Source organism: [Zimmermannella] faecalis ATCC 13722 (assembly GCF_000381765.1).
GTDB lineage: Bacteria > Actinomycetota > Actinomycetes > Actinomycetales > Microbacteriaceae > Gulosibacter > Gulosibacter faecalis.
In genome coordinates this window covers 34,690-60,823 of the sequence record NZ_KB907085.1, presented here as the reverse complement: position 1 = coordinate 60,823, position 26,134 = coordinate 34,690, and the positions used below count along the sequence as shown (strand labels likewise).

Genomic DNA, 26,134 nt, shown 5'->3' with positions numbered 1-26,134 from the left:
GTGCGCCGAGCGGCGCGCGACCGCGCGTATCCGTCTTGGCCGCGAGCGGGCATGTGTTGTGCGCCAAACTTAATCGATTAATATTGCGGGATGATCCAACGGAGGACCGCATGAGCACACGACCGCAGGCCGACGTCGCGGGACCAATTACGACCGCCATTTCGGGGCCCGGCGCGAAGGGCCTCACGATCGGGAAGGTCGGCGTCATCGGTGGCGCCGTCATCGGCGTCTCGACGATCGCGCCGGCGTACACGCTCACCTCGGGGCTTGGCCCGACGGTCTCGGAGGTGGGCCTGCAGACCCCGGCGATTCTGCTCATCGGGTTCATCCCGATGCTGCTCGTGCTGTTCGGCTACCGCGAGCTCAACATGGCGCTGCCCGACTCGGGTACCTCATTCACGTGGGCGACGCGCGCGTTCGGGCCGTGGGTCGGGTGGATGACCGGCTGGGGCCTCGTCTCGGCGACGATCCTCGTGCTCTCGAACCTCGCGGCGGTCGCGACCGACTTCTTCTTCATTCTGCTGAGCCAGATCTTCGGCGACCCCGCGATTGCCGACGTGCCCTTCGACAACCTCGGCATCAACATCCTCATCACGACCGTCTTCGTCGCGCTCGCGGCGTGGATCGGCTACCGCGGCGTCGAGACCACCGAGCGCGTGCAGTGGGGCCTCGTGATCTTCCAGCTCATCGCGCTCGTCTGGTACTCGGTCGCCGCGATCACCTCGGCGGTCAGCGGCGACGCGTACGACTACACGCCCGTCGACGTGAGCTGGTTCAACCCGTTCGAGGTCGGCGACCTCTCGGTCGTCATCGCCGGCGTCTCGCTGTCGATCTTCATGTTCTGGGGCTGGGACACCGTCATCACGATGAACGAGGAGACGAAAGACCCGAAGCGCACGCCGGGCCGCGCCGCGACCGTCACGATCATCACGATCGTCGCGCTCTACCTGCTCGTCACCGTCGCGACCCTCATGTGGTCGGGCATCAGTGGCGAGGGGTTCGGTGCCGGCAACCCCGAGAACCAGGAATCGATCTTCGCCGTGCTCGCCCCCGAGGTGATGGGGCCGTTCGCGATGCTCATGTCGATCGCGATCCTCACGTCGTCGCTCGCGTCGCTGCAGTCGACCATGGTGTCGCCCGCGCGCACGATGCTCGCGATGGGCTACTACGAGGCGATGCCGAAGTCGTTCGCGCGCATCTCGCCGCGGTTCAAGTCGCCCGCCGTCGCGACGTTTGTCGCGGCCGCCGCGTCGGTCGTGTTCTACGTCGTCATGCGCCTGCTCAGCGAGAACGCGCTCTGGGACACGATCACCGCACTCGGCATGATGGTCTGCTTCTACTACGGCGCGACCGGCCTCGCCGCGGTCTGGTACTTCCGTCGCAGCTGGTTCACGAGCGTGCGCAACTTCTTCATGCGGTTCCTGCTGCCGCTCGCCGGCGGCGTGACGCTCGTGTGGATGTTCGTGCAGACCTGCATCGACTCGCTCAGCCCGTCGTACGGCTCGGGCTCAGCACTGTTCGCGACGACGTACGACGCCGACGGGGTCGCGCAGGACGGCATCGGCCTCGTGTTCGTGCTCGGCGTCGGCGTGCTGCTGCTCGGGGTGGTGCTCATGTTCGTCATGCGCGCCGCGAACCCGCGTTACTTCCGCGGCGAAACCCTGGGAAGTTCCGACTATGAACGTGACAAGGTCGAGGGAGTCGAGCTGCTGCCAGAGTAGGTCGCGTTAGGCTGGCCGGGTGAAGATCGCACGCTTCGACTACCAGAACCAGCTCGCCTACGGAATTCTCGACGAGGAGGCGAACGAATACGTCAAGCTCTTCGGCGACCCGCTCTACACGGGCTTCGAGACCACCGACGAGCGCATCCCATTCGACGATGCGCGCCTGCTCGCGCCCGTGATTCCCCGCTCGAAGGTGGTCGCGTTCGGCCGCAACTACGCCGCGCACGCGGCCGAGATGGGCGGTGAGGTGCCGGGCGAGCCGCTCATGTTCCTCAAGCCGAACACCTCGATCATCGGCCCCGGGCATCCGATCATCCTGCCGAAGCAGTCGCAGAACGTGCACTACGAGGCCGAGCTCGCCGTGGTGATCGGCCAGGTCGCCCGCAACGTGCCGGCCGCCGACGCGCACCAGGTCATCTTCGGGTACACCGTCGGCAACGATGTCACGGCCCGCGACCTGCAGCGCAGCGACGACCAGTGGTCGCGCGCGAAGGGCTTCGACTCGTTCTGCCCGCTCGGCCCGTACATCGAGACCGAGTTCGACCCGTCGCAGGGCGCGATCGGCAGCCAGGTGAACGACGAAACCCGCCAGGTCGGCAACCTCAACCAGATGGAGCGCTCGGTTGCGACCCTCATCGAGTACGCCTCGAGCGTGTTCACGCTGCTGCCCGGCGACGTGCTGCTCACCGGCACGCCCGAGGGCGTCGGCCAGATCGTTGACGGCGACGAGGTGACCTGCGTCATCGAGGGCATCGGCGCGCTGATGAACCCGGTCGTCGCGGCCTAGGTTCGCGCCCGCGGGGTTTTGCCCGCTTGCTGCGCCCATCGCATCCGTTCTTGTGTCGGATGCGGTGGGCGCAGTTCTGCGTGGTGGGCAAGTGTGGCCGGGTGGCCCGGCTCTGCCCAGGTCGTTCGGCTTGGGGCAGTCGCATGCCATGGGCGTGGTTGTGTGTTGTGGGCAAGTGAGGCCAGGTGACCCGGCTGTGCCCAGGTCGTTCGGCATGGCGGGCGGATGCGCGGGTCAGTCGCGCGGGGCCGGATGTTCCTTGAGCAGCGCCTTGATCTCGGCGAGCTCGGCATGTACCCGCGCGAGCTCCGAGTCGGCGTGAAAGAGCGGATGCTCGAGCTTGGTCGGTTTCTCGTCGCGCCCGAGGTTCGACATCGTGTCGACGATGACGGCGATGAACAGGTTGAGCATGACGAATGCCGACACGAGGATGAACGGGATGAAGAACATCCAGGCGGTCGGGTGCTCGGCCATGACCGGCACCACGACGCCGAGCGCCCAGCTGTCGAGCGTCATCACCTGAAACAGCGTGAGCAGCGAGGCCGGAATCGACCCGAACATCTCGGGGTGCGTGTCGCCGAACAGCACGGTCGCCATCACCGAGCCGACGTAGAAGATGATCGCCATGAGCGCGGCGATCGCGCCGATGCCGGGGATCGCCTTGATGATCGCGTCGGCGATACGGCGCAGCTGAGGCATGCGGTTGATGAGCCGCAACACCCGCAGCACGCGTAGCGAACGCAGCACTGCGAGCGGCCCGGATGCGGGAATCAGCGCGATCGCAACGACGAGGAAATCGAAAACATTCCAGCCGTCGCGCCAAAACGCCCGGCCGAGCGCGAACATCTTCGCCGCGAGCTCGACGACGAAGATGCCGAGCGCGATGAGGTCGAGGGCGTGGAGCAGCCCGCCGACCCGTGCCATCACCGCGTCGGACGTCTCGAGGCCGAGCGCGACCGCATTCACGATGATCACGACGATGACGAAGTTCTGCACGGTCGGGTGCAGCACGAACTCGCCGATCCGGCGCCGGATACCCGTCGCGTGGGGGTTGGGCGGCCAGGGCTCGTGCGAGGAGTCGGTGCGCATACGTCGAGCGTAGAAAACGAGGGGCCGAGCGGCATCAGCCACGCGACCGAACCGGCGTGCGCTCAGCGGCGCATGTCGGCGTATCCGTTCGTGCGCGCGATGCCGACCGACCTGCCGCTCACAATGCCGAGCCACATGGGCGGAGCCGGGCCACCTGGCCGCACTTGGCCATGGCGTCCAACTGCGCCCAGGTCATTCGCGAGTCACGGGGGAGTCGCGCGCGTCACACGCACGAGCTCCGCGGCGCTACATCCACTTCGCGCGTTTGAAGATGATGTAGAGCGCCACGGCAAGCACGAGCATCATGCAGAGCGCCATTGGGTAGCCGAACGCCCAGTGGAGCTCGGGCATGTCGTCGAAGTTCATGCCGTAGATCGCCCCGACGAGCGTCGGCGCGAAGAGGATCGCGGCCCAGCCCGAAATCTTCTTCATATCTTCGTTCTGCCGCTGCGCGACGAGCGTCGAGTTCACGCTGAGAATCTGCGAGAGCGCGTCGCGAAGGTCGCGCGAGCGCGAGGCGGCACGTTCCAGGTGGTCGCCGACGTCGTCGAGGTACTTCTGCAGCGCCTCGGGAATCTGGTACTTGTCGAAGCCCGACTTCAGCGCATCCACCACCTCGGTCATCGACGACACGGTCTGCTGCATGTCGATGACCTCTTGGCTCAGTCGGTAGATGCGTTCGGCGGCCGCGGTGTCGCCGCTGAAGACCTGGCGCTCGATCTGTTCCTTATCGATATCGAGGCCGCGCAGCACCGGCTCGTAGCCGTCGACGATCGAGTCGATCACGCGGTACACGACTGCCTCTGGCCCGAGTTCGAGCAGGTTCACGTGTGAGAGCAGGGCGTCGTTGCGGCGAATCGGGGCGAGCGGATGCTCAAGGTTCAGGTCGAGCGGTTTGCCGTCGAGCCACTGGCTGTCTTGGCAGATGACGGCCACCGCGTCGGGCCGCACGAGCGCGTGGAACTCGGCGAACTCGACCTCTTCGAGCTCGTCGACGTAGCGGGCCGAGCGGAGCACCGCGAACAGCACGTCGCCCGAGCGCTCGAGCTTCGGGCGCTGGTTCGCGACGAGCAGGTCTTCGAGAATGACCGGGTGGAGCTGCCACGCGGTGCCGAGTTCGGCGATGCGCTCGGGGTCCGGCTCGGCGTAGAGCACGGTCGCCATGCGCTGCGGCGCGGCTCCGGCGAACTCGAGGGCGTCGGCGATCGTCGCGCCAGCGGGTGCGTGCTCGGGGTGGCCGTCGGTGACGTAGCGGATGAGCGGCTCGGGCGAGGCGGCGGGCTCGGCCGCGGGCTGCTTCGCCGCGTGCTTTGCGTCGGCGCGGCGAAATCCGGGCCGGTTGGGTGCCGAGCTGAACATGGCCACCTCCATCGTGACGGTGCCGGCCGGTGGGCCGGGCGCGTCTCGAATGCTCTCATGAATCGGGGGTCGCGACGAATGCCGCGCTCGAGGTCGGCGTTCTGTGGAATCTCAGGCCACCGCACGCGAGTGCGTCACTAGGATGGGGAGACCATGAATTCTGTACCTCAGGCCCGCGTCACCGACGCAACGGGCACCGATATCCGCGTTCGTTTCTGCCCCTCGCCGACGGGCACCCCGCACGTCGGGCTGATCCGCACCGCCCTGTTCAATTGGGCCTACGCGAAGCACGTTGGCGGCAAATTCGTCTTCCGCATCGAAGACACCGACGCCGAGCGCGACTCGGAAGAGAGCTACGAGCAGATTCTCGAGGCGCTCGGCTGGCTCGGGCTCGAATGGGACGAGGGCGTCAACGTCGGCGGCCCGCACGGCCCGTACCGGCAGTCGCAGCGCGCGGACATCTACCAGGACGTCATCGCGAAGCTGCTTGAGGCCGGTCACCTCTACGAGTCGTTCGCGACCGCCGAGGAGATCGAGGCGCGCAACGTCGCGAACGGTCGCGACCCGCGCCAGGGCTACGACAACTTCGAGCGCGACCTCTCGGAGGAGCGTAAGGCCGAGCTGCGTGCCGAGGGCCGCCAGCCGAGCCTGCGCCTGCGCGTGCCCGACGCCGACCTCAGCTTCGACGACCTCGTACGCGGCGAGATCACGTTCAAGGCGGGCTCGTTCCCCGACTTCGTCGTCGTGCGCCCGAACGGCAAGCCGCTCTACACGCTCGTGAACCCGGTCGACGACGCGCTCATGGGCATCACCCACGTGCTGCGCGGCGAAGACCTCCTCTCGTCGACGCCGCGGCAGATCGCGCTCCACCACGCGCTCGTCGAGATCGGCGTGGCCGAGTTCATCCCGCGCTTTGGCCACCTGCCGTACGTGCTGGGCGAGGGCAGCAAGAAGCTCTCGAAGCGCGACCCCGAGTCGAACCTGTTCCACCACCGCGACCGCGGGTTCCTCCCCGAGGGGCTCCTCAACTACCTCGCACTGCTCGGCTGGTCGATCGCGGCCGACCGCGACGTGTTCACGATGGATGAGATGTGCGCCGCGTTCGACGTCGCCGACGTGAACCCGAACCCCGCACGCTTCGACCTGAAGAAGGCCGAGGCGATCAACGGCGAGCACATGCGCCTGCTCGCGCCCGAAGAGTTCGCGGGGCGGCTCGTGCCGTACCTGCAGCAGGCCGGGTTTGTGGCTTCGCCCGAGGCGACGGATGCGCAGCTCGAGCTCGTGCGCGCGGCCGCGCCGCTGGTGCAGGAGCGCATGCAGCTGCTCGGCGAGACGCCCGATATGCTCGGGTTCCTCTTCGTGCCCGCGAACGAGATCGAATACCAGGACGACGCGCTGAAGACGCTCAAGGACGGCGCGGTTGACGTCATCGCCGCGACGGCCGAGGCGCTCGCGGCGGTCGACGACTGGTCGACGGCGGCGATCGAGGCGGCGATGCGCGGCAAGCTCATCGACGAGCTCGGCCACAAGCCGCGGCTCGCGTTCGGCCCGGCCCGAGTCGCCCTGTCGGGTCGGCGCATCTCGCCGCCGCTGTTCGAATCGATGGAACTGCTCGGTCGCGACGAGACGCTCGCGCGCCTCGAGCGACTCCGCGCCCACCTCAGCGCTTAGCCGCGCACGTCGTCCAGGAGCCTGATCGTGACCGATGCCGGTGTCGTTGCCGCGCCCATTGCCCCCGAGGACCACTACGAGGTGGTGATTATCGGCGGCGGGCCGGCCGGCCTGCAGGCCGCGCTGATTCTCGCGCGGCAGCTGCGCCGGGTGCTCGTGCTCGACGGCAACCGGCCGCGGCACTCGGCGACGATGGAGGCGCACGGGTTCCTGACCCGCGACAGCATTCCGCCGAACGAGCTGCGCTCGGTCGGTCGCGAGCAGGTCGAGCAGTACGAGAACGCCGAGATTCAGTTCGCGCAGGTCACGCGGGTGTCGCGCGACGGCGAGGGGTTCCGCGTCGAGGCGCGGGGCGTTCGCGGCTCGCGCGCCCGGCTCGTGCACGGCGAGCGCGTGATTCTCGCGACGGGTTTGAAGGAGATTTTCCCGCAGCTGCCGACCCTGCGCGCGTTCTATGGCACGCACATCCACTCCTGCATCGTCTGCGACGCGTGGAATAAGCGAGACGCGTCGATCGCCGTGTTCGGCGTGCCGGAGTCGACGACGCTCGCGTACCGGGCCGCGCAGCTCGCGCGTATTGGCTCGCACGTGACGCTGTTTGCGAGCGAGGAGCAGGTGGCCGAGGTCGATGCCGAGCGGCTGCGGTTGCGCGGTGTCGCGGTCGACCGCCGCGAGATCGATGACGTCGTGGGGGAGCGGGCGACGCTCACGGGCATCCGCACCGCCGATGGTGAGGTCGTGCCGGTTGAGGCGGCGTTCGTTGCGCCGAGCTTCGACTCGCAGATCGACTTTCTTGATGACGACGTGCGCCCCGACCTCGACGACGAGGGGCTCATCGTCGCCGACCGCGTCGGCCGCACCCGCGTGCAGAACCTCTACGCGACCGGCGAACTCACCGCGCCAGGGCCCGAGGTGCTCATCATCTCGGCAGGCAAGGGCGCGCGCACGGCGATTGCCGCGAATCGCGACGCGACGGCGTTTTAGCTCGGGCTGCCGTTTAGCGGGTGGCGGCTGGCGGCTGCTGGTTGCGTCTGGCGGCTGCGATTGCGGATGTCGTGGGCGCAGTCGTGCGCCGTGGTCAAGTGTGGCCATGGCGCTCGGCTGTGCCCACCGCATCCGGTCGCTTGATGGCGGATGCCCTGGGCGGAGTTGGGTGTCGTGGGCAAGTGTGGCCACAAGGCTCGGCCGCGCCCACTGCATCCGATCGGATGATCGCGGCCGGCGACCGGGAGAGGGCGGCGCGCGCAGCCGGATACGCGGCTACGGCAGCTGCGCGAGGGCCTCGATCGCGTCGGCGAGCACGCGGAGCTGGTTCGTGCGCACGCGCTGCGAGTTCGCGGATGCGCTGATGCCGGCGGCCTCGGCGGCGCGCCGGTTGTCGAGTCCCTCGAGTAGCAGTCGCAGGCTCGTTCGAGCGCCGGTGCGGAGGCTGGCGAAGCGCACGTCGGCGAGCCGTGCCGAAGTAACGGTGAGGTGGGCGAATGGCGTCGCGGCGTCGCGGCCGTCGATGATGCCCGTGCGTACGCCGAGGTACTGCGGATCGTCGGCGAGCTGCTCGATACCGTCGATTGCCTCACGGGCGCGCCACCATGCGTCGCCGTCTTGAATGCCGCGTTGGGCATCGATGACACGCACGTCGCCGCCGCCAAGCCCGAAGCGCAACTCGACCTTGCCCTCGAGAAGCAGGCGCAGCCGCCAGCTCGCAGCGAGAGCGGCGCCAAGTGTCGCGTAGACGCCTTGCAGCTCGTCGCCAACGGTTACGCGTAGCGGGTGCAGTGTCGGATGCTCCTGGTTGACTTGCGAGAGCACATCGACCACGGCGTGGTGCGCCGTGACGCGGTCGGAACTGCGAGAATCGACAATGTCAGCAAGCAGCGCCACGCATGAAGTAAATACCTTCATCTGTGACATATGAAGAGTTTATCTTCATTCTGGGCAGATGCAAGCCTCACGAGAAAGGGAACACGGGATGGACCTCGTCAGCCTCCTGCTGAAGTCGCTCGTGATTCTCGTGTGCGGCATTGCGGCCCTGCTCGCGAATCCGCCCATCCGCTGGTTGCTGCGCCGCATCGAGCCGCCGAAGCCGGATGCGCCCGGGCCGAAGATTCTCGAGTCTGACCGCGTGCTGCCGGGCGGTCGCTGGATCGGCCTGCTCGAGCGCGCCGCCGTGTACGCGACCATCGTCGCGGGATTCCCCGCAGGGCTCGCGATGATCATCGCGGTGAAGGGCCTCGGCCGGTACCCGCAGCTGAAGGCGCAGTCGGAGTCGCGCATCGGCGAGCTGTTCATTATTGGTACGTTCGCGAGCATGCTCTGGGCGGCGGCGTTCGCGGGCATTGCGTTTGGAGTGGTGCGACTGTGGTGATCGTTGACGGCAACAACCTCGACGAGGCGGGCCTGCCCGACTCGGTACAGCAGCGGCTGCTTGAGATGTGGCAGGAGCCGCACCGCGACTATCACGGCGTCTCGCACCTCGCCGCGGGCCTGGCCGCGCTCGACGAGCTCGGCGGCACGCAGCTCGAGAAGATCGCGTTCTGGTGCCACGACGCCGTGCACACGAACACGTCGCCCGCCGACGAGCACGCGTCGGTCGACGTCGCCGAACAGCTGCTGTGGGGCAACCTCACCGACACCGAGCTCGACGAGGTGACCCGGCTCATCCTCGTCACGATCGCGCACCAGCCCGCGCCCGACGACTTGGCGGGTGCCCGCGTCTCCGACGCCGACCTCGTCGGCCTCGCCGCCGACTGGGACACCTACGAGGCGAACATCGAGGGCATTCGCGTCGAGCTGCCCGAACTCACGGGGCGCGAGTGGCGGGCCCGCCGTCGCGCGCAGCTCGAGGGGCTCGTTGCGCGCCCGCGGCTCTTCTTCACCGAGTACGGCGCTGCGCACTGGGAAGACCCGGCGCGCGTGAACCTGCTGCGCGAACTCGACGACCTGCGCTGAGGCCGTCGTCATACGGGGTAACCTCGCCGCCGCGCGAACACGCGGGCAATCGGGCTGCGGTGTAACTCGGGGTCATGCGCCTTCGCGCCCACCCGCGTCGCCACGCAAGATGAAGTGGTGGCACAGCGCGCTGCTGTGCAGTTCAGACGACAGAAGGAGCGCACGGTGGGCAAGAAGCGGATTATTCTCAACGCGTTCGACATGACCACGACGACGCACCAGACCTCGGGCACGTGGCGGCACCCCGACAGCCAGGCACACCGGTACAAAGACCTCGAGTACTGGACCGACCTCGCGAAGACCCTCGAACGCGGCCGCTTCGACAGCATTTTCATCGCCGACGTGCTCGGCACATACGACGTGTTCCGCGACTCCGCCGCCGCAGCGCTCCGCGACGCGGCGCAGACCCCGGTGAACGACCCGTTCCTGCAGGTGCCCGCGATGGCGGCCGTCACCGAGCACCTCGGCTTCGGCGTGACGGCGGCCGTGACGTACGACCAGCCGTTCCCGTTCGCCCGCCGCATCGCGACGCTCGACCACCTCACGAAGGGCCGCGTCGCCTGGAACGTCGTGACGTCGTACCTCAACTCGGCCGCGCTCAACCACGGCTTCACGAAGCAGCTCGGCCACGACGAGCGCTACGAGCTCGCCGAGGAGTTCCTCGACGTCGTCTACAAGCTCCTCGAGGGCTCGTGGGACGACGACGCGGTCGCGTTCGACGCCGAGCGCGGGGTGTTCACCGACCCCGAGAAGGTGCACCCGATTCACCACGAGGGCAAGTACTTCTCGGTGCCAGGCTTCGCGATCACCGAGCCGTCGCCGCAGCGCACGCCCGTAATCTTCCAGGCCGGCGCCTCGACCCGCGGCCGCCGCTTCGCCGCCTCGCACGGCGAGGGCGTGTTCATTTCGCCCGCAAACCCCGAGGGCGCCCGCGTCATCACCGACGACATTCGCGACCTCGCCGAGGCCCAGGGGCGCAAGCGCGACGACGTGAAGGTGTTCGCGCTCGTCACGGTGATCACCGACGAGACCGACGAAAAGGCACAGGCGAAGTTCGAGGAGTACCTGCGGTACGCGAACCCCGAAGGCGTGCTCGCGCTCTACGGCGGCTGGACCGGCATCGACTACTCGAAGTTCGACCTCGACGAGCCCCTCGAGGCCGTCGACAACGACAGCCTGCGCTCGGTGCTCGCCTCGCTCACCTCGGCCGACAACTCCATTCAGTGGACCGTGCGCGACATCGTCGAGCGCCGCGGCATCGGCGGCATGGGCCCCGTCATCGTCGGCGGCCCCGAGACCGTCGCCGACGAGCTCGAGCGCTGGATCGAGGTCGGCGACCTCGACGGCTTCAACTTCGCCTACGCGATCACGCCCGGCACGTTCGAAGATCTCGTCGACTACGTCGTGCCCGAACTGCAGCGCCGCGGCCGCGCGCAGACCGAATACTCGGGGACGACGCTGCGAGAATCGCTGTACGGCGAGGGCACCACGCGCGTCTTCGAATCCCACCCCGCCGCCCAGTACCGAGGCGCATTCTCGGCCACCGTATCCGACCTGGAGCACGCACGATGACGACCACCCGCACACAGTTCGATGCCCTCACCGAGGCCGACTTTCGCAACGTCGTCGGCCACTTCGCCTCGGGTGTGACGGTCATCACGACCGCGCTCGACGGCAAACTCTTCGGCTCGACCGCCTCGGCGTTCTCGTCGCTCTCGGTCGACCCGCTCTCGGTGCTCGCCTGCCTGAACAAGACGAGCTCGACGAACCCCGCCATCACCGAGTCGGGCTACTTCGCCGTGAACATTCTCAGCGAGGCGAACGCCGACCTCGCGAAGCACTTCGCGCGCAAGTCCGACGACAAGTTCGCGGGCGTCGACTACACGCTCTCGGAGCACGGCGGCGTGCCGGTGCTCGAAGGCTCGCTCGCGACGATCGTCTGCGAGGTGATGGACGCCCCCGTCGGCGGTACCCACACCGTGTACTTTGGCCGCGCGCTCGAGGCGAGCGCCGCATCCGGCGCCCCGCTCGCGTACTACCGCGGCCGCTTCGGCCGCTTCGAGGAGTTTTCGATTTGACGACCGCGTTTGACCTCACGAACGCCGCGGCTGAGCCCGCCGTTTACGTGCTTCACGAGAACGAAGACTGGCTGCCGCCGCTGCGCGACGCCTTCGCGGCCGAGGGCGTGCCCCTGCGCGAGATCGAGCTCACCGAGGGCGCGATCGACCTCACGGCCGAGCCGCCGCAGGGCGTGTTCTGGTCGCGGCTCAGCGCGTCGTCGCACACGCGCGACCACGGCCCCGCGAAGGAGTACGCGCGCGCCGTGCTGCGCTGGCTCGAGGCGCACGGCCGCCGGGTCGTGAACGGCTCGCGCGTCGCCGAGCTCGAGGTGTCGAAGGTCGCGCAGTACGTCGCGCTCGCGGCGGCCGGCTTCGACGTGCCGCACACGATCGCGGTGTTCGGGCGCGAGGCGCTCGCGGCCCGCGCGGCCGAGCTCCCGACCCCCTTCATTACGAAGCACAACCAGGGCGGCAAGGGCCTCGGCGTGCGTCGCTTCGACTCGCTCGCCGAGTTCGTCGAGTACGTCGACGGCCCCGACTTCGAGGAGCCCGTCGACGGCATCACGCTGCTGCAGGAGTACCTCGTCGGCGCCGAAGCATTCGTCACCCGCGCCGAGTTCGTCGACGGCGAGTTCGTCTACGCCGTGCGCGTCGACACGTCGGCCGGCAGCTTCGAGCTCTGCCCAGCCGAGGCGTGCGCCGTGCCGGTCGGGGCGACGGATGCGCCGGGCGGGCTCGCGGGCCTCACCGCGGCTCCCGCGCAGCTCGCGGACTTCGCCCCCGCGGCGGCCGCCTGCGAGGTCGGCGCCGACTCCCTCTTCTCAATTCGTTCGGAGATCACCGCCGACGACGAGCTCATTGTGCGCCTGCGCGAATTCCTCGCGGCCCAGGGCGTCGAGGTCGCCGGCATCGAGTTCATGGAGACCGTCGACGGCCGCCGCGTCGTCTACGACATCAACACGAACACGAACTACAACCCCGACGTCGAGGCGGCCGCACCCGTCTCGGCCGCCACCACCCTCGTTCGCGCCCTTGGCCGCGAACTCGACGCAACCCGAAAGTAGCTCCCGTGCGCTTTGGCTATTGGACGCCGACGATGGACCGTTGGCTTCGCAACGTTGACGAGACCTTCCCCATCGACCTCGCCGCGCAGCAGCGCATCGCGCGCGAGGCCGAGCGAGTCGGGTTCGACATCACGCTCATCCTCGAGCTCAACCTCAGCGACATCGGCGGCGCCGACGGCCCCGTGCTCGACGCCTGGACCCTCGCGGCCGCCCTCGGCGCCTCGACCGAGCGCCTCGAGATTCTCGCCGCGATTCGCCCGATCTACCACCAGCCGGTGCAGCTCGCGGCGAAGCAGGCGGCGACGCAGCACGTGCTCACGAACGGCCGCTTCAGCGTCAACGTCGTGTCGGGCTGGTGGGCCGAAGAAGCCCGCCAGTACGGGGTGGAGTTCGCGGCGCACGACGACCGGTACGCGTTCACCCGCGAGTACGTCGAGGCGCTGAAGACGCTCTGGCGCGACGACGTCGCGAGCTTCGACGGCGAGTTCGTGCAGTTCGAGAACGTGCACCTGCAGCCGAAGCCGCAGCCCGCGCCCCACATCTTCGCCGGCGGCGAATCGCCCGCGGGCCGCGCATCCATCACCGAGTACGCCGACTCGTACCTCACCCACGGCGGCACGGTCGAGGAGCTCGCCGAGAAGATCGCGGATATGCGGGGTCGGCGCGAGGCCGCGGGGCTCGAGCCGTTCACCCACTTCGGCATGGCCGCGTTCGCGATCGTGCGCGACACCGAGGAGGAGGCGCTCACCGAGCGCGACCGCATCACGAACGTCGCCGAGGGATCGCCCGGGTTCCAGTCGTACCAGGACTTCATCTCGAAGTCGGAGCTGAACGTCAACGTCTCGCTCGAGGACTACTCGGTGTCGAACCGTGGCCTGCGCCCGAACTTCGTCGGAACGCCCGAGCAGGTTGCCCGCCGCATCCTTGAGTTCGAGCGCGTCGGGCTCGACGTGCTGCTGCTGCAGTTTGCCGACCCCGAGGGCGACCTCGTGCGATTCGGCGAACAGGTGATTCCGCTCGTCGAGGAGCTTCGGGCCGCCGAACAGGTACCCGCGTGAGCCACGGCGCGCCCGTCGAGCCAAACTACGACTGGGAGGGATTCGGCTTCGACACCCGGCAGGTGCACGCCGGCGAACAACCGAACGCCGACCACGGCGACCGGGTCGCGCCCATCCACGTGAGCAACGCGTTCCGCTTCGACTCGTTCCAAGACACGTGGGATCGTTTCGCCGGTGAGACCGAGGGGCAGCTCTACTCGCGCCACCTCAACCCCACCGTCGAGGTCGCGGAACAGCGCATCGCCTCGCTCGAGGGCGGCACGGGCGCGGTCGCGTTCGCCTCGGGCAGTGCCGCGATCATGGCGACGATTCTCGCGCTGTGCGGGCAGGGCGAGCACTTTGTTTCGACTGCGAGCATCTACAGCGGCACGATCGCCGGGTTCGAGCGCACGCTCGGGCGCCTCGGCATCTCGGTGTCGTTCGTCGCCGACTGGCGCGACGCCGACGAGTGGCGCGCCGCGATTCGCCCCGAGACGCGGGCGATCTTCACCGAGACGATCCCGAACCCGAAGAACGACATCGTCGACATCGCCGTTGTCGCCGGTATCGCCGAGTCGGCCGAGCTACCGCTCATCGTCGACAACACGATCGCGACGCCGGCGCTCATCCGGCCCATCGAACACGGCGCCGACATCATCGTGCACTCGTCGACGAAGTTTCTCGGCGGGCACGGCGCGACCATGTCGGGCGTTGCCGTCGACGGCGGCCGCTTCGACTGGGCCGCGCATGCCGACCGGTACCCGCAGCTCGCCGACGCCGTCACGAAGTGGGGCGCGCGGCGCGCGTTTGAGCAGCACGTGCGGTTCACCCAGCTCTACGACTTTGGCGCGACGCTCTCGCCCTTCAACGCTTTTCTGCTGCAGCAGGGCATGGAGACGCTCTCGCTGCGAATGGAGCGCCACATCGAGAACGCCCGCGACCTCGCTCTCTGGCTCGACGCACAGCCGGCCGTCGAATCGGTCGACTACGCGGGGCTGCCCGGCTCGCGCGACGCCGAGCTCGCCGAACGGCTCTACGGCGGCCGCAGCGGGTCGGTGTTCTCGATGACAGTGCGCGGCGGGCTCGAAGGAGCCCGCACGTTCATCGATCACCTGCGTGTGTTCTCGCGCATGACGAACATCGGCGATACGCGGTCGCTCGCGATTCATCCCGGCACGACCACGCACGTGAGCTTCAGCGAGGAGCGGCGCGCGGCCCTCGGCATCCACCCCGGGCTCGTGCGACTCTCGGTCGGCATCGAGTCGGTCGACGACCTGCGGGCCGACCTCGCGTCGGCGCTCTCGGCGGTTGCCGCGGCGCATTAGCCGACGCGGCGCGGTAACCATGCGTCTTCGGGCGGGTGCCGTCCGGAAACAGGGACGATGGCCGAGATTTTGGCGTTTGAACGGGCTCAGCCCGTTCAAACGCCAAAATCTCGGCCATCATCCAATCTCATCGAGGCGAACCGCGACGAACTGCTAACTAGCAGGTGCTGCCGGGGCTCTGCGCGCGGCGGCCGCCGCGGCTCGCATGCGGTCGCGGCACGGTTGCGCCGCGGTTGCGGTTGCGGCCTCGATCGCGGTCTGGGCGCTGCGGTCCGATGCGGTTTTCTATCATCGCCGCGGTTGTAGCTGCAGCTTTGCGAGAAAACCGCATCAATCGCCGCGACGTCTGACCCGGACACTCCCGCGCCGATGCGGTTTTCCCGCAGCGATGCGGCTAGAACCGTTACCGTACCAGAAAACTGCATCAATGGCGGGCGGCAGGTGGGAAACGAAAGGCGGTGTGCCGGGGAACGAGCCCCTGACACACCGCCGATACGCGCGACGCTGCGGTCGCGCATCCGTGTGAACTAGCGCTGGCGCGGCGCACCGGCCGGCGACTGCGCGCGACGGCCGCCGCGGCGCTGACCCTGCTGCTGCGTGCGCGGCTGCTGGTGGTCGGCCGCCTGGCCGCCCCGGGGCGCCTGCCCGCCGCGCTGGCCCTGCGGGGCCGCGCCCTGCGTCGCGTTGCTGCGGCCGCGGCCGCCACGCGAGCGCTTGCGCTTCGCGTTCGCGCCCTGCGACTTGCCCTGGCCCGCCGGCGCCTGGCCGTTCGCGCGCTGCTGCGCCGCCTGGGCCTCGGCGCGCTTGCGCTCGGTCACCTTCGGGTCGACGCGGTCGGCGACGTCACCGATGAGCGAGACGACGGCGCGGTCTGTCGCGGTCACCTGCTGCGGAGTCACGCGAATCTTCGCGGCGCGCAGCAGCTGCTTCATCTCGCCGCGCTGCTCGGGTAGCACGATCGTCACGACGTCGCCCTCGTTTCCGGCGCGGGCGGTGCGGCCCGAGCGGTGCAGGTATGCCTTGTGCTCGACCGGCGGGTCGATGTGCACGACGAGCGTCACGCCGTCGACGTGCACGCCGCGGGCGGCGACGTCGGTCGCGACGAGCACCTTCGCTTCGCCGCTCACAAACTCCGCAAGGTTGCGGTCGCGGGCGTTCTGCGACAGGTTGCCCTGCAGCTCGACGGCGGGGATGCCGCGCGCGGTGAGCTGCTTCGCGAGCTTCTTCGCCTGGTGCTTCATGCGCGTGAAGAAGATGCGACGGTCGGTGCCCGACGCGAGTGCCTCGATCACCGCATCCTTCTCAGCCTTGCCCGCGACGTCGAACACGTGGTGCGTGAGCTGCGGCACGGGCGACTCGGCGCTGTCGACCGAGTGGAGCACGGGGGAGTGGAGGTACTTCTTCACGACGCCGTCGACGCCACCGTCGAGGGTCGCGCTGAAGAGGAGGCGCTGGCCGCGCTTCGGGGTCGCGTTGAGGATGCGCGTGACGACGGGGAGGAACCCCATGTCGGCCATGTGGTCGGCCTCGTCGAGCACCGTGATCTCGACCGAGTCGAGGCTCACGACGCCCTGGCGCATGAGGTCGTCGAGGCGGCCTGGCGCGGCCACGACGATGTCGACGCCGCGCTGCAGCGCGTCTTCCTGACGCTTCTGCGAGACGCCGCCGAAGATCGTGGTGACGCGGATGCCCATGGGCGTGCCGAGCAGCTCGAGGGTCCGGCGATCTGCGTGACGAGCTCGCGGGTCGGCGCGAGCACGAGGCCGCGCGGGCGGTTCGGTCGGCGCTTCGCGGCGGCGTCGTCGGCGAGGTTCGCGACGAGCGGGATGCCGAACGCGATCGTCTTGCCGGAGCCGGTGCGGCCGCGGCCGAGCACGTCGCGGCCGGCGAGCGAGTCGGGCAGCGTGTCGCGCTGAATTGGGAACGGGGAAGTCTTCCCGCTCTGCTCAAGGGCCTTGGCCATGGGAGCGGGCACGCCGAGTTCGGCGAAGGTAGAAGAAGTCACAGAGTGCTTTCGGTATGCGCCACGATGTTGGGCACGGCGATAGTCATCGCGGTGCGTGCCCTCGTGGCTTGGTCGGCGAGTGCGCGAGAGTTCGCGCATCGGTTCGCCGCGGAAGATGTGCCGCACGGGCGTGGCCCGGGCAAGTTACGTCAGCGACGATGGGCCGGAAAACGGCCCAGCTAGCAATGATAGCCGCTGCCGGGTTGATTCCCTAGCGGTGGGCTGAATCTGGGGTTGCTCGCCCAGCCGGGCGGGGATGCGTTCGCGTCACGCGATCTGCTGCACCGCGAACCAATTGCCCTCGGGGTCGGCGAAGTTGAACGTGGTCACGTCGCCTCGCTCGACGATGTCGCCGACCGTGACACCCGCCTCGGCGAGCGTGTCGCGCATCCCTGTGATGTCGGCGCTCTTGAACAGGATCGACGGCGTCGCGAGGTCAAGCTCGGGGGAGGACTCGGCGACGACCTTGCGGTCGAACAGCGTGAGGTGGGCGTCGGACTCGACCGTCGGCGTGATCTCGACGAAGAGGGTCGTGCCGTTGGCCTCCTGCGAATCGACCTCGCTGAAGCCGACCGTGTTCACCCAGAAGTCGGCGATGCCGCGCGGGTCGTCGACGTAGATCATGACGTTGCCAAACTTGGTGATCATGCGGTGCCTCCGAGGGTCGGGTCGGATACGCGTGGCGATAAACGCGCGAGGCTTCAGTATCGCGCGCTCGGGTGGACGCATGCCGAAGGGGCTTGGGTCGTGGCGTTCGTCGCGAAGACGGGCGCGCGAAGGCTCGATTTGCGATTCTGTCGGAACGCTGTAAGCTTGTGCGTTGTGCCGCGGCCTCTCCACGGGTCGGCGGGCGCACCAATGGGGTATGGTGTAATTGGCAACACGACGGTTTCTGGTACCGTTATTCTTGGTTCGAGTCCAGGTACCCCAGCCACTGAAATCCCCGGTTTGACCGGGGATTTTTTCGTTGCGCGGTTTGTGCCGCGCTGGGTTGCCCCGTCGCATGGGTTGCCAGAAAGGCCCCGTCGCGACGGGGCGCGACGGGGCCTTTCTGGCAACCCATGGCGGCGAGGCCGTGGGGCCGATGCGTGGGGTTACGCGACGACGGCGAAGCCGCCCGTCCACTGAATCTTCTCGCCGGCGGCGAGCGTCAGCTGCAGGAAGCCCACGGCCTCGAGCTCACGGGCACGCTTGAGCGAGCCGGCGTCGATCGCCTTGACGCCACCCGCGACGACGGCGTTCACGAGCTGCTGCTTCGCATCGGCGTTGTCGCCGGCGACGAGCACGGTCGTGTCGTTGTCGCCGAGCTTGCCCGAGGCGAGGGTCGCCGCGAAGTTCGTGTTGAAGGCCTTGACGACGTGCGCGCCGGGCAGCTGCTGCTGCAGCTCAGCGGCGGCCGAGCTGTCGGCGGGCATGACGAGCGAGTCGAACGTCTCGAGGTTCAGGGGGTTGGTGATGTCGACGACGACCTTGCCGTCGAGCTGTGCGCCGTAGTTCGCGACGATCTCCGCGAGTGCGGGGTAGGGGACGGCGAGGACGACGATGTCGCCGTTCACGGGTGCGTTCGCACCCTGCTCGTGCGTGATGTGCTCGACCGATGCGCCGCCTGCCGCGACGACGCTGCCGATTGCGTTGGCCATGTTGCCGGTGCCGAAAATCGTGAAAGTAGTCATGCTGAGCTCCTCGCCGCGTTGTTGCTATTGGTTGTAGCTTTAACTAAATAACACCACACATTGGTTCAAGGTGCAAGTAATTTTTCTGAATCTGCAGGCGGCGCTCAGCTGAGGCGCGGTGGATGCGCCTGCCGCACCGGAAACGAGGGGTGGGGTGCCGGCCGCAACGGCCGACACCCCACCCCTCGTTGGCGCACGAGTTAGTAGCTCATGCCCCCGCGCCCGTCGGGTGGAATCCGCTTCGCCGCGGCGAGCTGACGCTGCACATCCGCCCGCAGCGACGACACATCGGTGGCCGCGGTGATGAACGTGAACCCCTGCTCCACCCGCTTTGCGGCCTGCTCGCCGTCGGCGCAATGGACCCCGGCGACCTTGCCGCGCGAGGCGGCGGCCCGCGCGATCCGCTCGAGCTCCGCATCCAGTCGCGGGAGGATCTCCTCCTCAAGCGGAACCCGGGCCCCGAGTGCGAGCGAGAGGTCGTACGGGCCGACGTACACCCCGTCAACACCATCGACGTCGAGGATCGCCTCGAGATCGGCGAGACCCGACGCGGTCTCGATCATCACGAGCACGGTGACCGAGGCATCGGTGTCGCCCGGGGTTTCGGCAAAGTGCGAGCCGAGACGCATCGGGCCGTACGACCGATCACCTCCCGACGTCGGGTACCGGGCCGCGCGAGCCGCCTGCTCCGCCTCGGCGGCCGAGTTCACGAGCGGCACGATCACGCCGTGCGCGCCCGCGTCCAGGGCCCGGCCAATCTCGGCGGGGGAGTTCGTCACGACCCGAGCAAATGGGGTCGCGCCGCCCGCCGTGATCGCGAGGAGGGCCCGCACCTGCGCGTCGTAGCCGACGAGGCCGTGCTGGCCATCAACACAGACGTAGTCGAACCCACTGCGCGCGATCTGCTCGGTGCCGACCGGCGAATCGAGCGTGACCCACGCGCCAAAACTCGGTGCATCCCGCTGCCGTCCGATCGTCGAGTTAGGCATCGAGGTCCTCGTTGTGGCGCACCTTCACGAACGACACCGAGATGAAGCTCACGACGGCGCAGAAGACGACAAACAGTGCGACCGGCACCCAGCTGCCAGAGAACGCCGAGAGCAGGGCGGTGGCGATGAGCGGGGCCGGCCCACCCACGAGCGCAGCACCGATCTGGTAGCCGAGGGATGCGCCCGTGTAGCGGATCTCGGGCGCAAAGTTCTCGGCGAGCACGGTACCGATGAGCGAACCGTACGTCGGCCAGATGACGGCGAACGAGATGATGATCGCGGTACCCGCAAGCGCGAGATTGCCGCTCGACAGCATGCTCAGGTACGGGAAGACGAAGATCGCCACGGCGACGCTGCCGCCGAGAAACACCTTCTTGCGGCCGATCCGGTCAGACAGGCTGCCGTAGAACAGCATGCCGCCGACGCCGATGATGGAGCCAACCAGCACGAAGCTGAGGATCGCCGTGAAGTCATACCCGAAGCCGGTCGCGTACGAGATCGAGAACGTCGCAAAGATGAAGAACGTGCTCGTCTCGATGAACTTTGCGCCGGTCGAAATGAGCACCTCGCGCCAGTAGTGCTTGAAGACGGTCGCGATCGGGAGCTTCTCGGTGTTGCCTTCGGCCTTCACCTTGCGGAACGACGGGGTCTCGTCGATCTTCGAACGGATCCAGAGGCCGACGGCGAGCAGCACGCCGGAGAGAAGGAACGGGATGCGCCATCCAAACTCGGTGAAGGCGTCTTCGGGGAAGACCGCTCGGGCGACGATCGTGACGATGTTACCGAGCGCAAGACCGGTCAGCGCGCCGATCTGCGGCACGGCGCCGTAGAAGCCGCGCTTGTTCTTCGGCGCGTACTCAACGGCGAGCAGCAGGCCGCCTCCCCACTCGCCACCGAGGGCGAGGCCCTGGATGAGCCGGAGCAGCGTGAGCAGAATCGGAGCGGCAACGCCGATCGCCGCGTAGTCGGGAAGCACGCCCATGAGCATGGTTGCGACACCCATGAGGGTCAGGGTGATGACGAGGGTCTTCTTGCGGCCGATGCGGTCACCAATGTGGCTGAAGACCACGCCGCCGAGCGGGCGAACAACGAACGCGAGCGCGAACGAAGCGAACGCGAGCATCGAGCTCACCGTCGCATCCTCGCTCGGGAAGAAGTGCACGTTAAAGACGGCGGTCGCCATCGTGCCGTAGAGGAAGTAGTCGTACCACTCGATCGTGGAGCCGACGGCGCTGCCCCAGAGGGCGCGGCGTCGATCACGCGCGCTGACTTGGATTTGGGTCGCGGGTGGTGCGGTGGGTGCTGTAGCAGTCATGCTGTCTCCTTTGAGAGCGGTGAGGTGCGTTAGTTCGAGTTGATGGACGAATTCGGGACCAGGATGGGGCGGCCGACGGCCCCGGTGCGGAGGTGATCGATCGCCTCGTTCGCCTCGGCGAGGGGGAACTGTCGGTCGAGAAGCTGGTCGAGCGGCAGCCGGCCCGACTTGTACAGGCGCAGGATCTCGGGGATCTGAATCGGGCTGTTGGCCGTGCCGTAGAGGGAGCCGACGAGGCGGCGGTCACCCTGCACGAGTACGTTGACCGGGATGGAGACGTCGTCGCCGACGGAGCCGAGGCCGACGACGACCTCCGTGCCGCCAGGCTTGAGGCTCTCAAAGCCGGAACGAATCGTTTGCGACCGGCCGATGGCTTCGAGCACGTAGTCGGGGCCGGAGTCGGTGATTTCCCGTACTCGCGTGGCGAAATCTTCGGTGCCCGAGTTGATTGTGTGCGTCGCGCCGAGCTCCAGGGCCTTCTCAAGGCGCGACTCCACCAGGTCGGAGACGATGATCTGTGCCGCTCCGACGAGGTTCGCGGCCATGACTGCCGAAAGGCCCACACCGCCAGCGCCGATGATGACGACCGACTTCCCGGCCAGGTCGGGCATGTGGTTCATGATCGCGCCCATGCCGGTGATGACGGCGCAGCCAACGATTGCTGCGATGTCGAAGGGGATGCTCTGGTCGATTGCGATGACCGACTCCTGCGAGACCACGGCCTGTTCGGCGAACACCGAATCGCCCATGAGGTGGTAGTAGCGCTCGCCGTCCTTGCTCAGGCGCGTGCCGCCTCGGAGCAGCTCGTTCGTTTGCCCGTGGATCTTGCCGAGTTCGCACTGCGCGGGCATGCCCTTGAGGCAGTACTGGCACTCGCCGCAGCGCGGGCGCCAGAGCATGATCACCTTGTCGCCGGGGGAGACGCGCGTGACGCCATCACCGACCGCTTCAACGATGCCGGAGCCCTCGTGCCCGAGCACGATGGGGGTCTGCGAACGGAGGCCACCCGTCAGATAGTGAACGTCACTGTGGCACACACCGGCAGCTTCTACGCGCACTCGCACTTCGCCTGGCCCAGGAGCATCCAAGACCAGTTCTTCAAGTACCAGCGGGGAACCCGCCTCATGCATCACCATCGCCCTCATGTGGGCGCCTCCTCGTCGACTCAATGTGCCGCAGCAAGCCCGTTGGCGTCTTCGTCATACGGCTAATGCGGCAGCAGCGACTTCGCTGCCGTCGGTCACAGTAATTCTGAGTCGAAGCGGAAGGGTAAGGAGAGTTCCGCTGAGCGGAATGCTTAAAGGGTACTGAACGCGGAGTTTGCGCGAATGCGACGGTTGAGTCCGAGCGCGGTAATTCGCACTGCGGTCGCGTGCTGCAGGACGTTGATGCGGCCCGCCGGGCCCGACAGGGAAATGGCTGCGATCGGGGTCCCGTCGGCGCGAAGAAGCGGGCACGCGACGCACTCGACGCCGGGGTTTGATTCCTCGACTTCGTGGGCGTATCCGTTCACGCGCACCAGCTCGAGCTGTTTGCGGAGGGCGCGCTCGTCGGCGACCGTCCCCGGCCCGAGCGGCTCGAAGGTCGTCGGTATTGCTCGTTGAACTGCCTCGTCGCTCGAGTGCGCCAAGACGGCCTTGCCGCCCGCGGTCGCGTAGGCCGGAACACGGCCACCGACGCGGGATCGGATCACCATGTCGGCGTCCCGACCGCGGAGGATCTCGACGTACACCTGGTCGGCGCCCTTCAGTACGCTGAGCTGCACCGTGATGCCCGTCGCCTGGCGAAGGTCGGCCATCGCGCCGAGGGCGAGCTGCCGGAGCTCCTTCGAGCGCTGTGCCAGTTCGCCGAGCTCGAACAGCCGAATGCCGACGCGCACGCCGGAGTCGGCTCGCTCGAGGAAGTCGACCTCAACAAGTTCACTCACAATGCGCGAAACAACCGACTTTGCGAGGCCGCTGCTGCGGGCGATTTCGTTGACGCCGATAACGGGCCGCTCGCCAGAGAAAGCACCGAGTACGGCGGCGACGCGGCCAATCATCGAGCGCGGAGTGATCCGCTCATCGGAACTCATGGCTCGAGTATAGGCATCTCGATGTGCCTGTGGCGCCTGCCGCGCACGACGAAACCCCGCGTATCCGATGCCGAAGCACCGCTGGTGCTCGACCCGATCGGATACACGGGGTTTCGCGGCGCCTACTCGGCGTGGGTCTGCTGTGACTTCGTGATGGTGTGAATCGCGCCGGTCGTCACGTCGTCTTCAAGCGCCTCGAGCGTGCGACCGCGAGTCTCGGGCACGAGTCGCCACACGTAGAGGATCGCGACGACGCCGATCGCCGCGAACACGACGAACGTGCCGGTGAGCGACCAGTCGATGAGGGTCGGCACGAACAGGGCGAGCACGCCGCCCATGGTCCAACCGAAGAACGCGGCGATTCCGAACCCGAGGCCGCGCATGTGCAGCGGGAAGATCTCGGCGAGCCACACCCAGACGGCGATGTTGAGGAAGCTCTGCATCGACAGCACGAAGCCGACGACGAGCACGAGAATCACGACGGCGCGGGCCGGGTGGCCCTCGGGGAACACGTTGGCGGCGATCGCGACGAGCACGTGGAACGTCGTCGTGAGCGAGAGGCCGATGAGGAACGTCGTGCGGCGGTTGATGCGGTCCATGTTGCGCAGGGCGAAGATGCCGCCGAGCACCGCGACGACACCGAACGAAATGTTCGCGAGCACGGCCTGCTCGGGCGTCATGCCCGCCTCTTCGAGCACGCGCGAACCGAAGTACATAATCGAGTTGATGCCGGTCAGCTGCTGGATCATCGACAGGCCGGCCGCGACCGCAACGATGCGCACGAGCCACTTGTTGCTGAACAGGGCGCCGAAGCCGATCTTCGCCTCGCGCTCTTCGTTCGCGATCTGCTCGACCTGCGTGAACTCCGCGTCGGCGCGCGACCGCGACCGCACCGACTCGAGCACGCGGTGGGCCTCATCGAAGCGCCCGTGCTCGACGAGCCAGCGGGGTGACTCGGGCATGCGCAGCATGCCGAAGAAGAGGAAGACCGCAGGCAGCGCACACACGGCAAACATGAAGCGCCACACGCCGCCCTCTTCGCCGAGAGTGTTCGCGATCGCGGCGTTCACGACGAACGCGGCGAGCTGGCCCGACACGATCGCGAGCTCGTTGCGGCCCGTGATCGAGCCGCGAATCTCGTAGGGCGCGAGCTCGGCGAGGTACACCGGCACGACGCTTGAGGCGCCGCCGACCGCGAGGCCGAGCGTGATGCGCCCGGCGAGCAACGTCGCAAATCCGAAGGCGTTGAACTCTCCGCCGCCGCCGGGCGAGAAGATGACGAGGAGGGTGCCGCCGAAGAAGAGCACCGCGAGCACGATGATCGCGCGGCGCCGGCCAACCGCATCCGAAAGCTTGCCACCCAGGAACGCGCCGACGCCGGCGGCGAACGAAAGAATCGAGATGACGAGTCCGAGCTGCAGCAGGTCGAGGCCGAGGTCTTGCGCCATCGGCCCCTCGGCGCCGTTCGCGACGCCCGTGTCGTAGCCGAAGAGCAGGCCGCCGAGGCAGGCCACGATCGAGATGAGGCCGAGCCGCTTTCGATGTGGCCCAGCCTCGCCAAGCGGCGGCAGCTCGGCCTCGAGCGGGTTCGTGTTGTGAGACATGTGACTCCTTCGTCGGTGCGTGGAGGGTGGCGTTCGACCTCGTTGAGGTGTAGAGCGCTCTACGCTCCGACGAGAGTACCGGGCCCTTTGGTGAATGTCACGACATTCTTTTGTTGCCGGGTTCGTGAGTGGCCATGCTGGCGACAACTGGCGCCGTTATGACCGCGCCAGTTGTCGCTGGCGGCGCCGGTCGCTGCGGGGTGATTGCGGGGGCGCGGAGCTGGCGGGTTGTCGAGGACGGATGCGCGGTGGCGAGGCGGATGCGTCGCCCGCTACTCGGGTGCGGGGCCGGTCGTCGCGCGCACGATGAGCTCGGGGTCGAACATTCGGTGGCGCGCGACTTGCTGCGCGGCATCCCGCGGCGCGAGCGCCATCTCGGCGGCAACCTCGCCGAGTCGCTGCGCCCGGTGATTGACGGTCGTGAGTCCGATGCCGGGGATCGACCCGACCTGGATGTCGTCGTACCCCACGATCGAGAGGTCGCGCGGCACCTCGAGGCCGAGGTCGGCCGCCGCCTCGATCACACCGAGCGCGAGGAGGTCGTTGTGGGCAAAGATCGCGGTCGGGCGATCGGGCGAGGTGAGGAGCTCGCGGGCCGCCTCGCGGGCGCTCTCGCGGGTGAAGTCGGTGTACGCGACGATTGGGGAGGCGCCGGCATCGGCCAGCACGTCGGCGTACCCGCGGGCGCGCTCGAGATAGGAAAATCCCTGCTCGGGCCGGTGGTAGCTGATGTAGGCGATGCGGCGGTGCCCGAGCTGCACGAGGTGTTCTGTCGCGAGGCGCCCGCCGAGCCGATCGTCGACGCCGGCCGAGTCGATTCCCGCGACGAACCGGGTCACCGCGACGAGTGGAGTCGACCGATTGAGCGCCTCGAGCTGCTCGTCGGCGAGCAGGGTGCCGGCGAGCACGATCGCGTCGACCCGCATGTCGAGCAGGCTCTCGACCGCCTCGCGACCGTCGCCGCGCCGAGGGTCGCCGATCGCGAGCACGATGCGCTTGTTCGCGCGCTCAACGACCCGGGCGAGGCCCGTGTAGATGTCGGCAAACACCTCGTTATAGAGGTCGAGAAAGAAGAATCCGATCGTGTCGGTTTGCTGGGATGCGAGGCTGGCGGCAAGGCGGTTGTGTCGGTACCCGAGCTGGTCGGCTGCCGCGAAGATCGCCGCTCGCGAGGCCTCGCTCACGCCCTTGCCGCGAAAGGCCTTCGAGACGAGCGCACGCGACACTCCGGCCGCGCGCGCGACATTCTCCATCGTCACCGACGCGCGCGAGTCGCCCTGCCCATCCGAATTCGCCATTGCATAACTATTGCACTCCCGCGGGGCTTCGGTGCGATGTCGCGGGCGGCGAGAGGCATTGCGGAAATTGTCATGACAATGCCCCATTCTTGCCGTACCCTCGCGTCGAGC

22 protein-coding genes, 1 tRNA gene and 1 pseudogene are annotated in these 26,134 nt (G+C 67.9%); 12 read left to right on the top strand and 12 right to left on the bottom strand.

All coding sequences use genetic code 11. The features are described from left to right. The first annotated feature begins 110 nt into the window (after positions 1-110). A complete protein-coding gene (locus G328_RS0112750; RefSeq protein WP_019619744.1) occupies positions 111-1,721 on the top strand; it encodes an APC family permease in 1,611 nt (536 codons plus the stop codon). A 19-nt stretch (positions 1,722-1,740) separates the two neighbouring features. Further along, entirely contained in the window at positions 1,741-2,511 is a 771-nt protein-coding gene (locus G328_RS0112745; RefSeq protein WP_019619743.1) for a fumarylacetoacetate hydrolase family protein, read from the top strand. Positions 2,512-2,745: 234 nt separating this feature from the next. On the opposite strand, the gene G328_RS0112740 is transcribed toward G328_RS0112745, so the two are convergent. Together G328_RS0112740 and G328_RS0112735 are read right to left on the bottom strand one after the other, a co-directional pair. Then, entirely contained in the window at positions 2,746-3,600 is an 855-nt protein-coding gene (locus G328_RS0112740) for an ion transporter (RefSeq protein ID WP_019619742.1), read from the bottom strand. 246 nt (positions 3,601-3,846) lie between these two features. Continuing rightward, positions 3,847-4,959: a magnesium and cobalt transport protein CorA gene (locus G328_RS0112735; protein WP_019619741.1), complete on the bottom strand. Its 1,113-nt coding sequence runs from the start codon at positions 4,957-4,959 to the stop codon at positions 3,847-3,849. 153 nt (positions 4,960-5,112) lie between these two features. Here G328_RS0112735 and gltX point away from each other — a divergent pair, with 153 nt between their 5' ends. After that, complete coding sequence (gene gltX / locus G328_RS0112730) at positions 5,113-6,630, top strand: glutamate--tRNA ligase (protein WP_019619740.1); 1,518 nt, start codon at positions 5,113-5,115, stop codon at positions 6,628-6,630. Positions 6,631-6,657: 27 nt separating this feature from the next. Next, a complete protein-coding gene (locus G328_RS0112725) occupies positions 6,658-7,614 on the top strand; it encodes an NAD(P)/FAD-dependent oxidoreductase (RefSeq protein ID WP_019619739.1) in 957 nt (318 codons plus the stop codon). 276 nt (positions 7,615-7,890) lie between these two features. Here G328_RS0112725 and G328_RS0112720 read toward each other — a convergent pair whose 3' ends face one another. After that, positions 7,891-8,511: a SatD family protein gene (locus G328_RS0112720; protein ID WP_019619738.1), complete on the bottom strand. Its 621-nt coding sequence runs from the start codon at positions 8,509-8,511 to the stop codon at positions 7,891-7,893. A gap of 88 nt (positions 8,512-8,599) precedes the next feature. On the opposite strand from G328_RS0112720, the gene G328_RS0112715 reads away from it, so the two are divergent. The 7 genes from G328_RS0112715 to G328_RS0112685 all read left to right on the top strand — a co-directional run bounded on the left by G328_RS0112715 (position 8,600) and on the right by G328_RS0112685 (position 15,065). After that, entirely contained in the window at positions 8,600-8,995 is a 396-nt protein-coding gene (locus tag G328_RS0112715; RefSeq protein ID WP_019619737.1) for a hypothetical protein, read from the top strand. Further along, complete coding sequence (locus G328_RS15405; protein WP_019619736.1) at positions 8,989-9,579, top strand: HD domain-containing protein; 591 nt, start codon at positions 8,989-8,991, stop codon at positions 9,577-9,579. The genes G328_RS0112715 and G328_RS15405 overlap by 7 nt, the downstream gene beginning before the upstream one ends. A 201-nt stretch (positions 9,580-9,780) precedes the next feature. Continuing rightward, the gene (locus G328_RS0112705) at positions 9,781-11,151 is read left to right on the top strand and encodes an LLM class flavin-dependent oxidoreductase (RefSeq protein ID WP_051082920.1); all 1,371 of its coding nucleotides are present in this window, start codon (positions 9,781-9,783) and stop codon (positions 11,149-11,151) included. Beyond that, positions 11,148-11,657, top strand: coding sequence for a flavin reductase family protein (locus G328_RS0112700; protein ID WP_019619734.1), 510 nt, complete (start codon positions 11,148-11,150; stop codon positions 11,655-11,657). The genes G328_RS0112705 and G328_RS0112700 overlap by 4 nt, the downstream gene beginning before the upstream one ends. Continuing rightward, positions 11,654-12,703: an ATP-grasp domain-containing protein gene (locus tag G328_RS0112695; RefSeq protein ID WP_019619733.1), complete on the top strand. Its 1,050-nt coding sequence runs from the start codon at positions 11,654-11,656 to the stop codon at positions 12,701-12,703. Before G328_RS0112700 ends, G328_RS0112695 begins: the two co-directional genes overlap by 4 nt. A 5-nt stretch (positions 12,704-12,708) precedes the next feature. After that, positions 12,709-13,761, top strand: a complete 1,053-nt coding sequence (locus G328_RS0112690) for an LLM class flavin-dependent oxidoreductase (RefSeq protein ID WP_026339891.1) — start codon at positions 12,709-12,711, stop codon at positions 13,759-13,761. After that, positions 13,758-15,065, top strand: a complete 1,308-nt coding sequence (locus tag G328_RS0112685) for an O-acetylhomoserine aminocarboxypropyltransferase/cysteine synthase family protein (RefSeq protein WP_019619731.1) — start codon at positions 13,758-13,760, stop codon at positions 15,063-15,065. The genes G328_RS0112690 and G328_RS0112685 overlap by 4 nt, the downstream gene beginning before the upstream one ends. 527 nt (positions 15,066-15,592) lie before the next feature. Here G328_RS0112685 and G328_RS15400 read toward each other — a convergent pair. Beyond that, positions 15,593-17,028: pseudogene (locus G328_RS15400) on the bottom strand (DEAD/DEAH box helicase). Between the two features lie 309 nt (positions 17,029-17,337). Further along, positions 17,338-17,718, bottom strand: coding sequence for a VOC family protein (locus G328_RS0112675; protein ID WP_019619728.1), 381 nt, complete (start codon positions 17,716-17,718; stop codon positions 17,338-17,340). Positions 17,719-17,929: 211 nt separating this feature from the next. Between G328_RS0112675 and G328_RS0112670 the strand changes: the two genes are divergently transcribed. Next, a tRNA-Gln gene (locus tag G328_RS0112670) sits at positions 17,930-18,004 on the top strand. A 160-nt stretch (positions 18,005-18,164) separates the two neighbouring features. Here the strand turns inward: G328_RS0112670 and G328_RS0112665 are convergent. The 7 genes from G328_RS0112665 to G328_RS0112635 form a co-directional block, all read right to left on the bottom strand. Then, positions 18,165-18,743 (bottom strand): NADPH-dependent F420 reductase, encoded by a 579-nt coding sequence (locus G328_RS0112665; protein WP_019619727.1) that lies wholly within the window; start codon positions 18,741-18,743, stop codon positions 18,165-18,167. A 200-nt stretch (positions 18,744-18,943) separates the two neighbouring features. Further along, entirely contained in the window at positions 18,944-19,732 is a 789-nt protein-coding gene (locus G328_RS15395; RefSeq protein WP_019619726.1) for an HpcH/HpaI aldolase family protein, read from the bottom strand. Further along, on the bottom strand, positions 19,725-21,047 hold the full coding sequence (locus G328_RS0112655; RefSeq protein ID WP_019619725.1) for an MFS transporter: 1,323 nt from the start codon (positions 21,045-21,047) through the stop codon (positions 19,725-19,727). The genes G328_RS15395 and G328_RS0112655 overlap by 8 nt, the downstream gene beginning before the upstream one ends. 29 nt (positions 21,048-21,076) lie before the next feature. Then, complete coding sequence (locus tag G328_RS0112650; protein WP_275401669.1) at positions 21,077-22,177, bottom strand: Zn-dependent alcohol dehydrogenase; 1,101 nt, start codon at positions 22,175-22,177, stop codon at positions 21,077-21,079. Positions 22,178-22,344: 167 nt separating this feature from the next. Further along, on the bottom strand, positions 22,345-23,121 hold the full coding sequence (locus tag G328_RS0112645) for an IclR family transcriptional regulator (RefSeq protein ID WP_019619723.1): 777 nt from the start codon (positions 23,119-23,121) through the stop codon (positions 22,345-22,347). Positions 23,122-23,243: 122 nt separating this feature from the next. Beyond that, positions 23,244-24,725 carry a sugar porter family MFS transporter gene (locus tag G328_RS0112640; RefSeq protein ID WP_019619722.1) on the bottom strand — a complete coding sequence of 494 codons (1,482 nt, stop codon included), beginning with the start codon at positions 24,723-24,725 and terminating at the stop codon, positions 23,244-23,246. A 272-nt stretch (positions 24,726-24,997) separates the two neighbouring features. After that, the gene (locus G328_RS0112635; protein WP_019619721.1) at positions 24,998-26,023 is read right to left on the bottom strand and encodes a LacI family DNA-binding transcriptional regulator; all 1,026 of its coding nucleotides are present in this window, start codon (positions 26,021-26,023) and stop codon (positions 24,998-25,000) included. Between the last annotated feature and the right edge of the window lie 111 nt (positions 26,024-26,134).

What these genes read in the sequence shown, in the direction of transcription:
- G328_RS0112740 (WP_019619742.1), bottom strand. Translation starts at nt 3,600, where the DNA reads ATGCGCACCGACTCCTCGCACGAGCCCTGGCCGCCCAACCCCCACGCG.
- G328_RS0112650 (WP_275401669.1), bottom strand. Translation starts at nt 22,177, where the DNA reads ATGCATGAGGCGGGTTCCCCGCTGGTACTTGAAGAACTGGTCTTGGAT.
- G328_RS0112640 (WP_019619722.1), bottom strand. Translation starts at nt 24,725, where the DNA reads ATGTCTCACAACACGAACCCGCTCGAGGCCGAGCTGCCGCCGCTTGGC.
- G328_RS0112705 (WP_051082920.1), top strand. Translation starts at nt 9,781, where the DNA reads ATGACCACGACGACGCACCAGACCTCGGGCACGTGGCGGCACCCCGAC.
- G328_RS15395 (WP_019619726.1), bottom strand. Translation starts at nt 19,732, where the DNA reads ATGCCTAACTCGACGATCGGACGGCAGCGGGATGCACCGAGTTTTGGC.
- G328_RS0112735 (WP_019619741.1), bottom strand. Translation starts at nt 4,959, where the DNA reads ATGTTCAGCTCGGCACCCAACCGGCCCGGATTTCGCCGCGCCGACGCA.
- G328_RS0112635 (WP_019619721.1), bottom strand. Translation starts at nt 26,023, where the DNA reads ATGGCGAATTCGGATGGGCAGGGCGACTCGCGCGCGTCGGTGACGATG.
- G328_RS0112715 (WP_019619737.1), top strand. Translation starts at nt 8,600, where the DNA reads ATGGACCTCGTCAGCCTCCTGCTGAAGTCGCTCGTGATTCTCGTGTGC.
- G328_RS0112675 (WP_019619728.1), bottom strand. Translation starts at nt 17,718, where the DNA reads ATGATCACCAAGTTTGGCAACGTCATGATCTACGTCGACGACCCGCGC.
- gltX (WP_019619740.1), top strand. Translation starts at nt 5,113, where the DNA reads ATGAATTCTGTACCTCAGGCCCGCGTCACCGACGCAACGGGCACCGAT.
- G328_RS0112750 (WP_019619744.1), top strand. Translation starts at nt 111, where the DNA reads ATGAGCACACGACCGCAGGCCGACGTCGCGGGACCAATTACGACCGCC.
- G328_RS0112645 (WP_019619723.1), bottom strand. Translation starts at nt 23,121, where the DNA reads ATGAGTTCCGATGAGCGGATCACTCCGCGCTCGATGATTGGCCGCGTC.
- G328_RS0112665 (WP_019619727.1), bottom strand. Translation starts at nt 18,743, where the DNA reads ATGACTACTTTCACGATTTTCGGCACCGGCAACATGGCCAACGCAATC.
- G328_RS0112700 (WP_019619734.1), top strand. Translation starts at nt 11,148, where the DNA reads ATGACGACCACCCGCACACAGTTCGATGCCCTCACCGAGGCCGACTTT.
- G328_RS0112655 (WP_019619725.1), bottom strand. Translation starts at nt 21,047, where the DNA reads ATGACTGCTACAGCACCCACCGCACCACCCGCGACCCAAATCCAAGTC.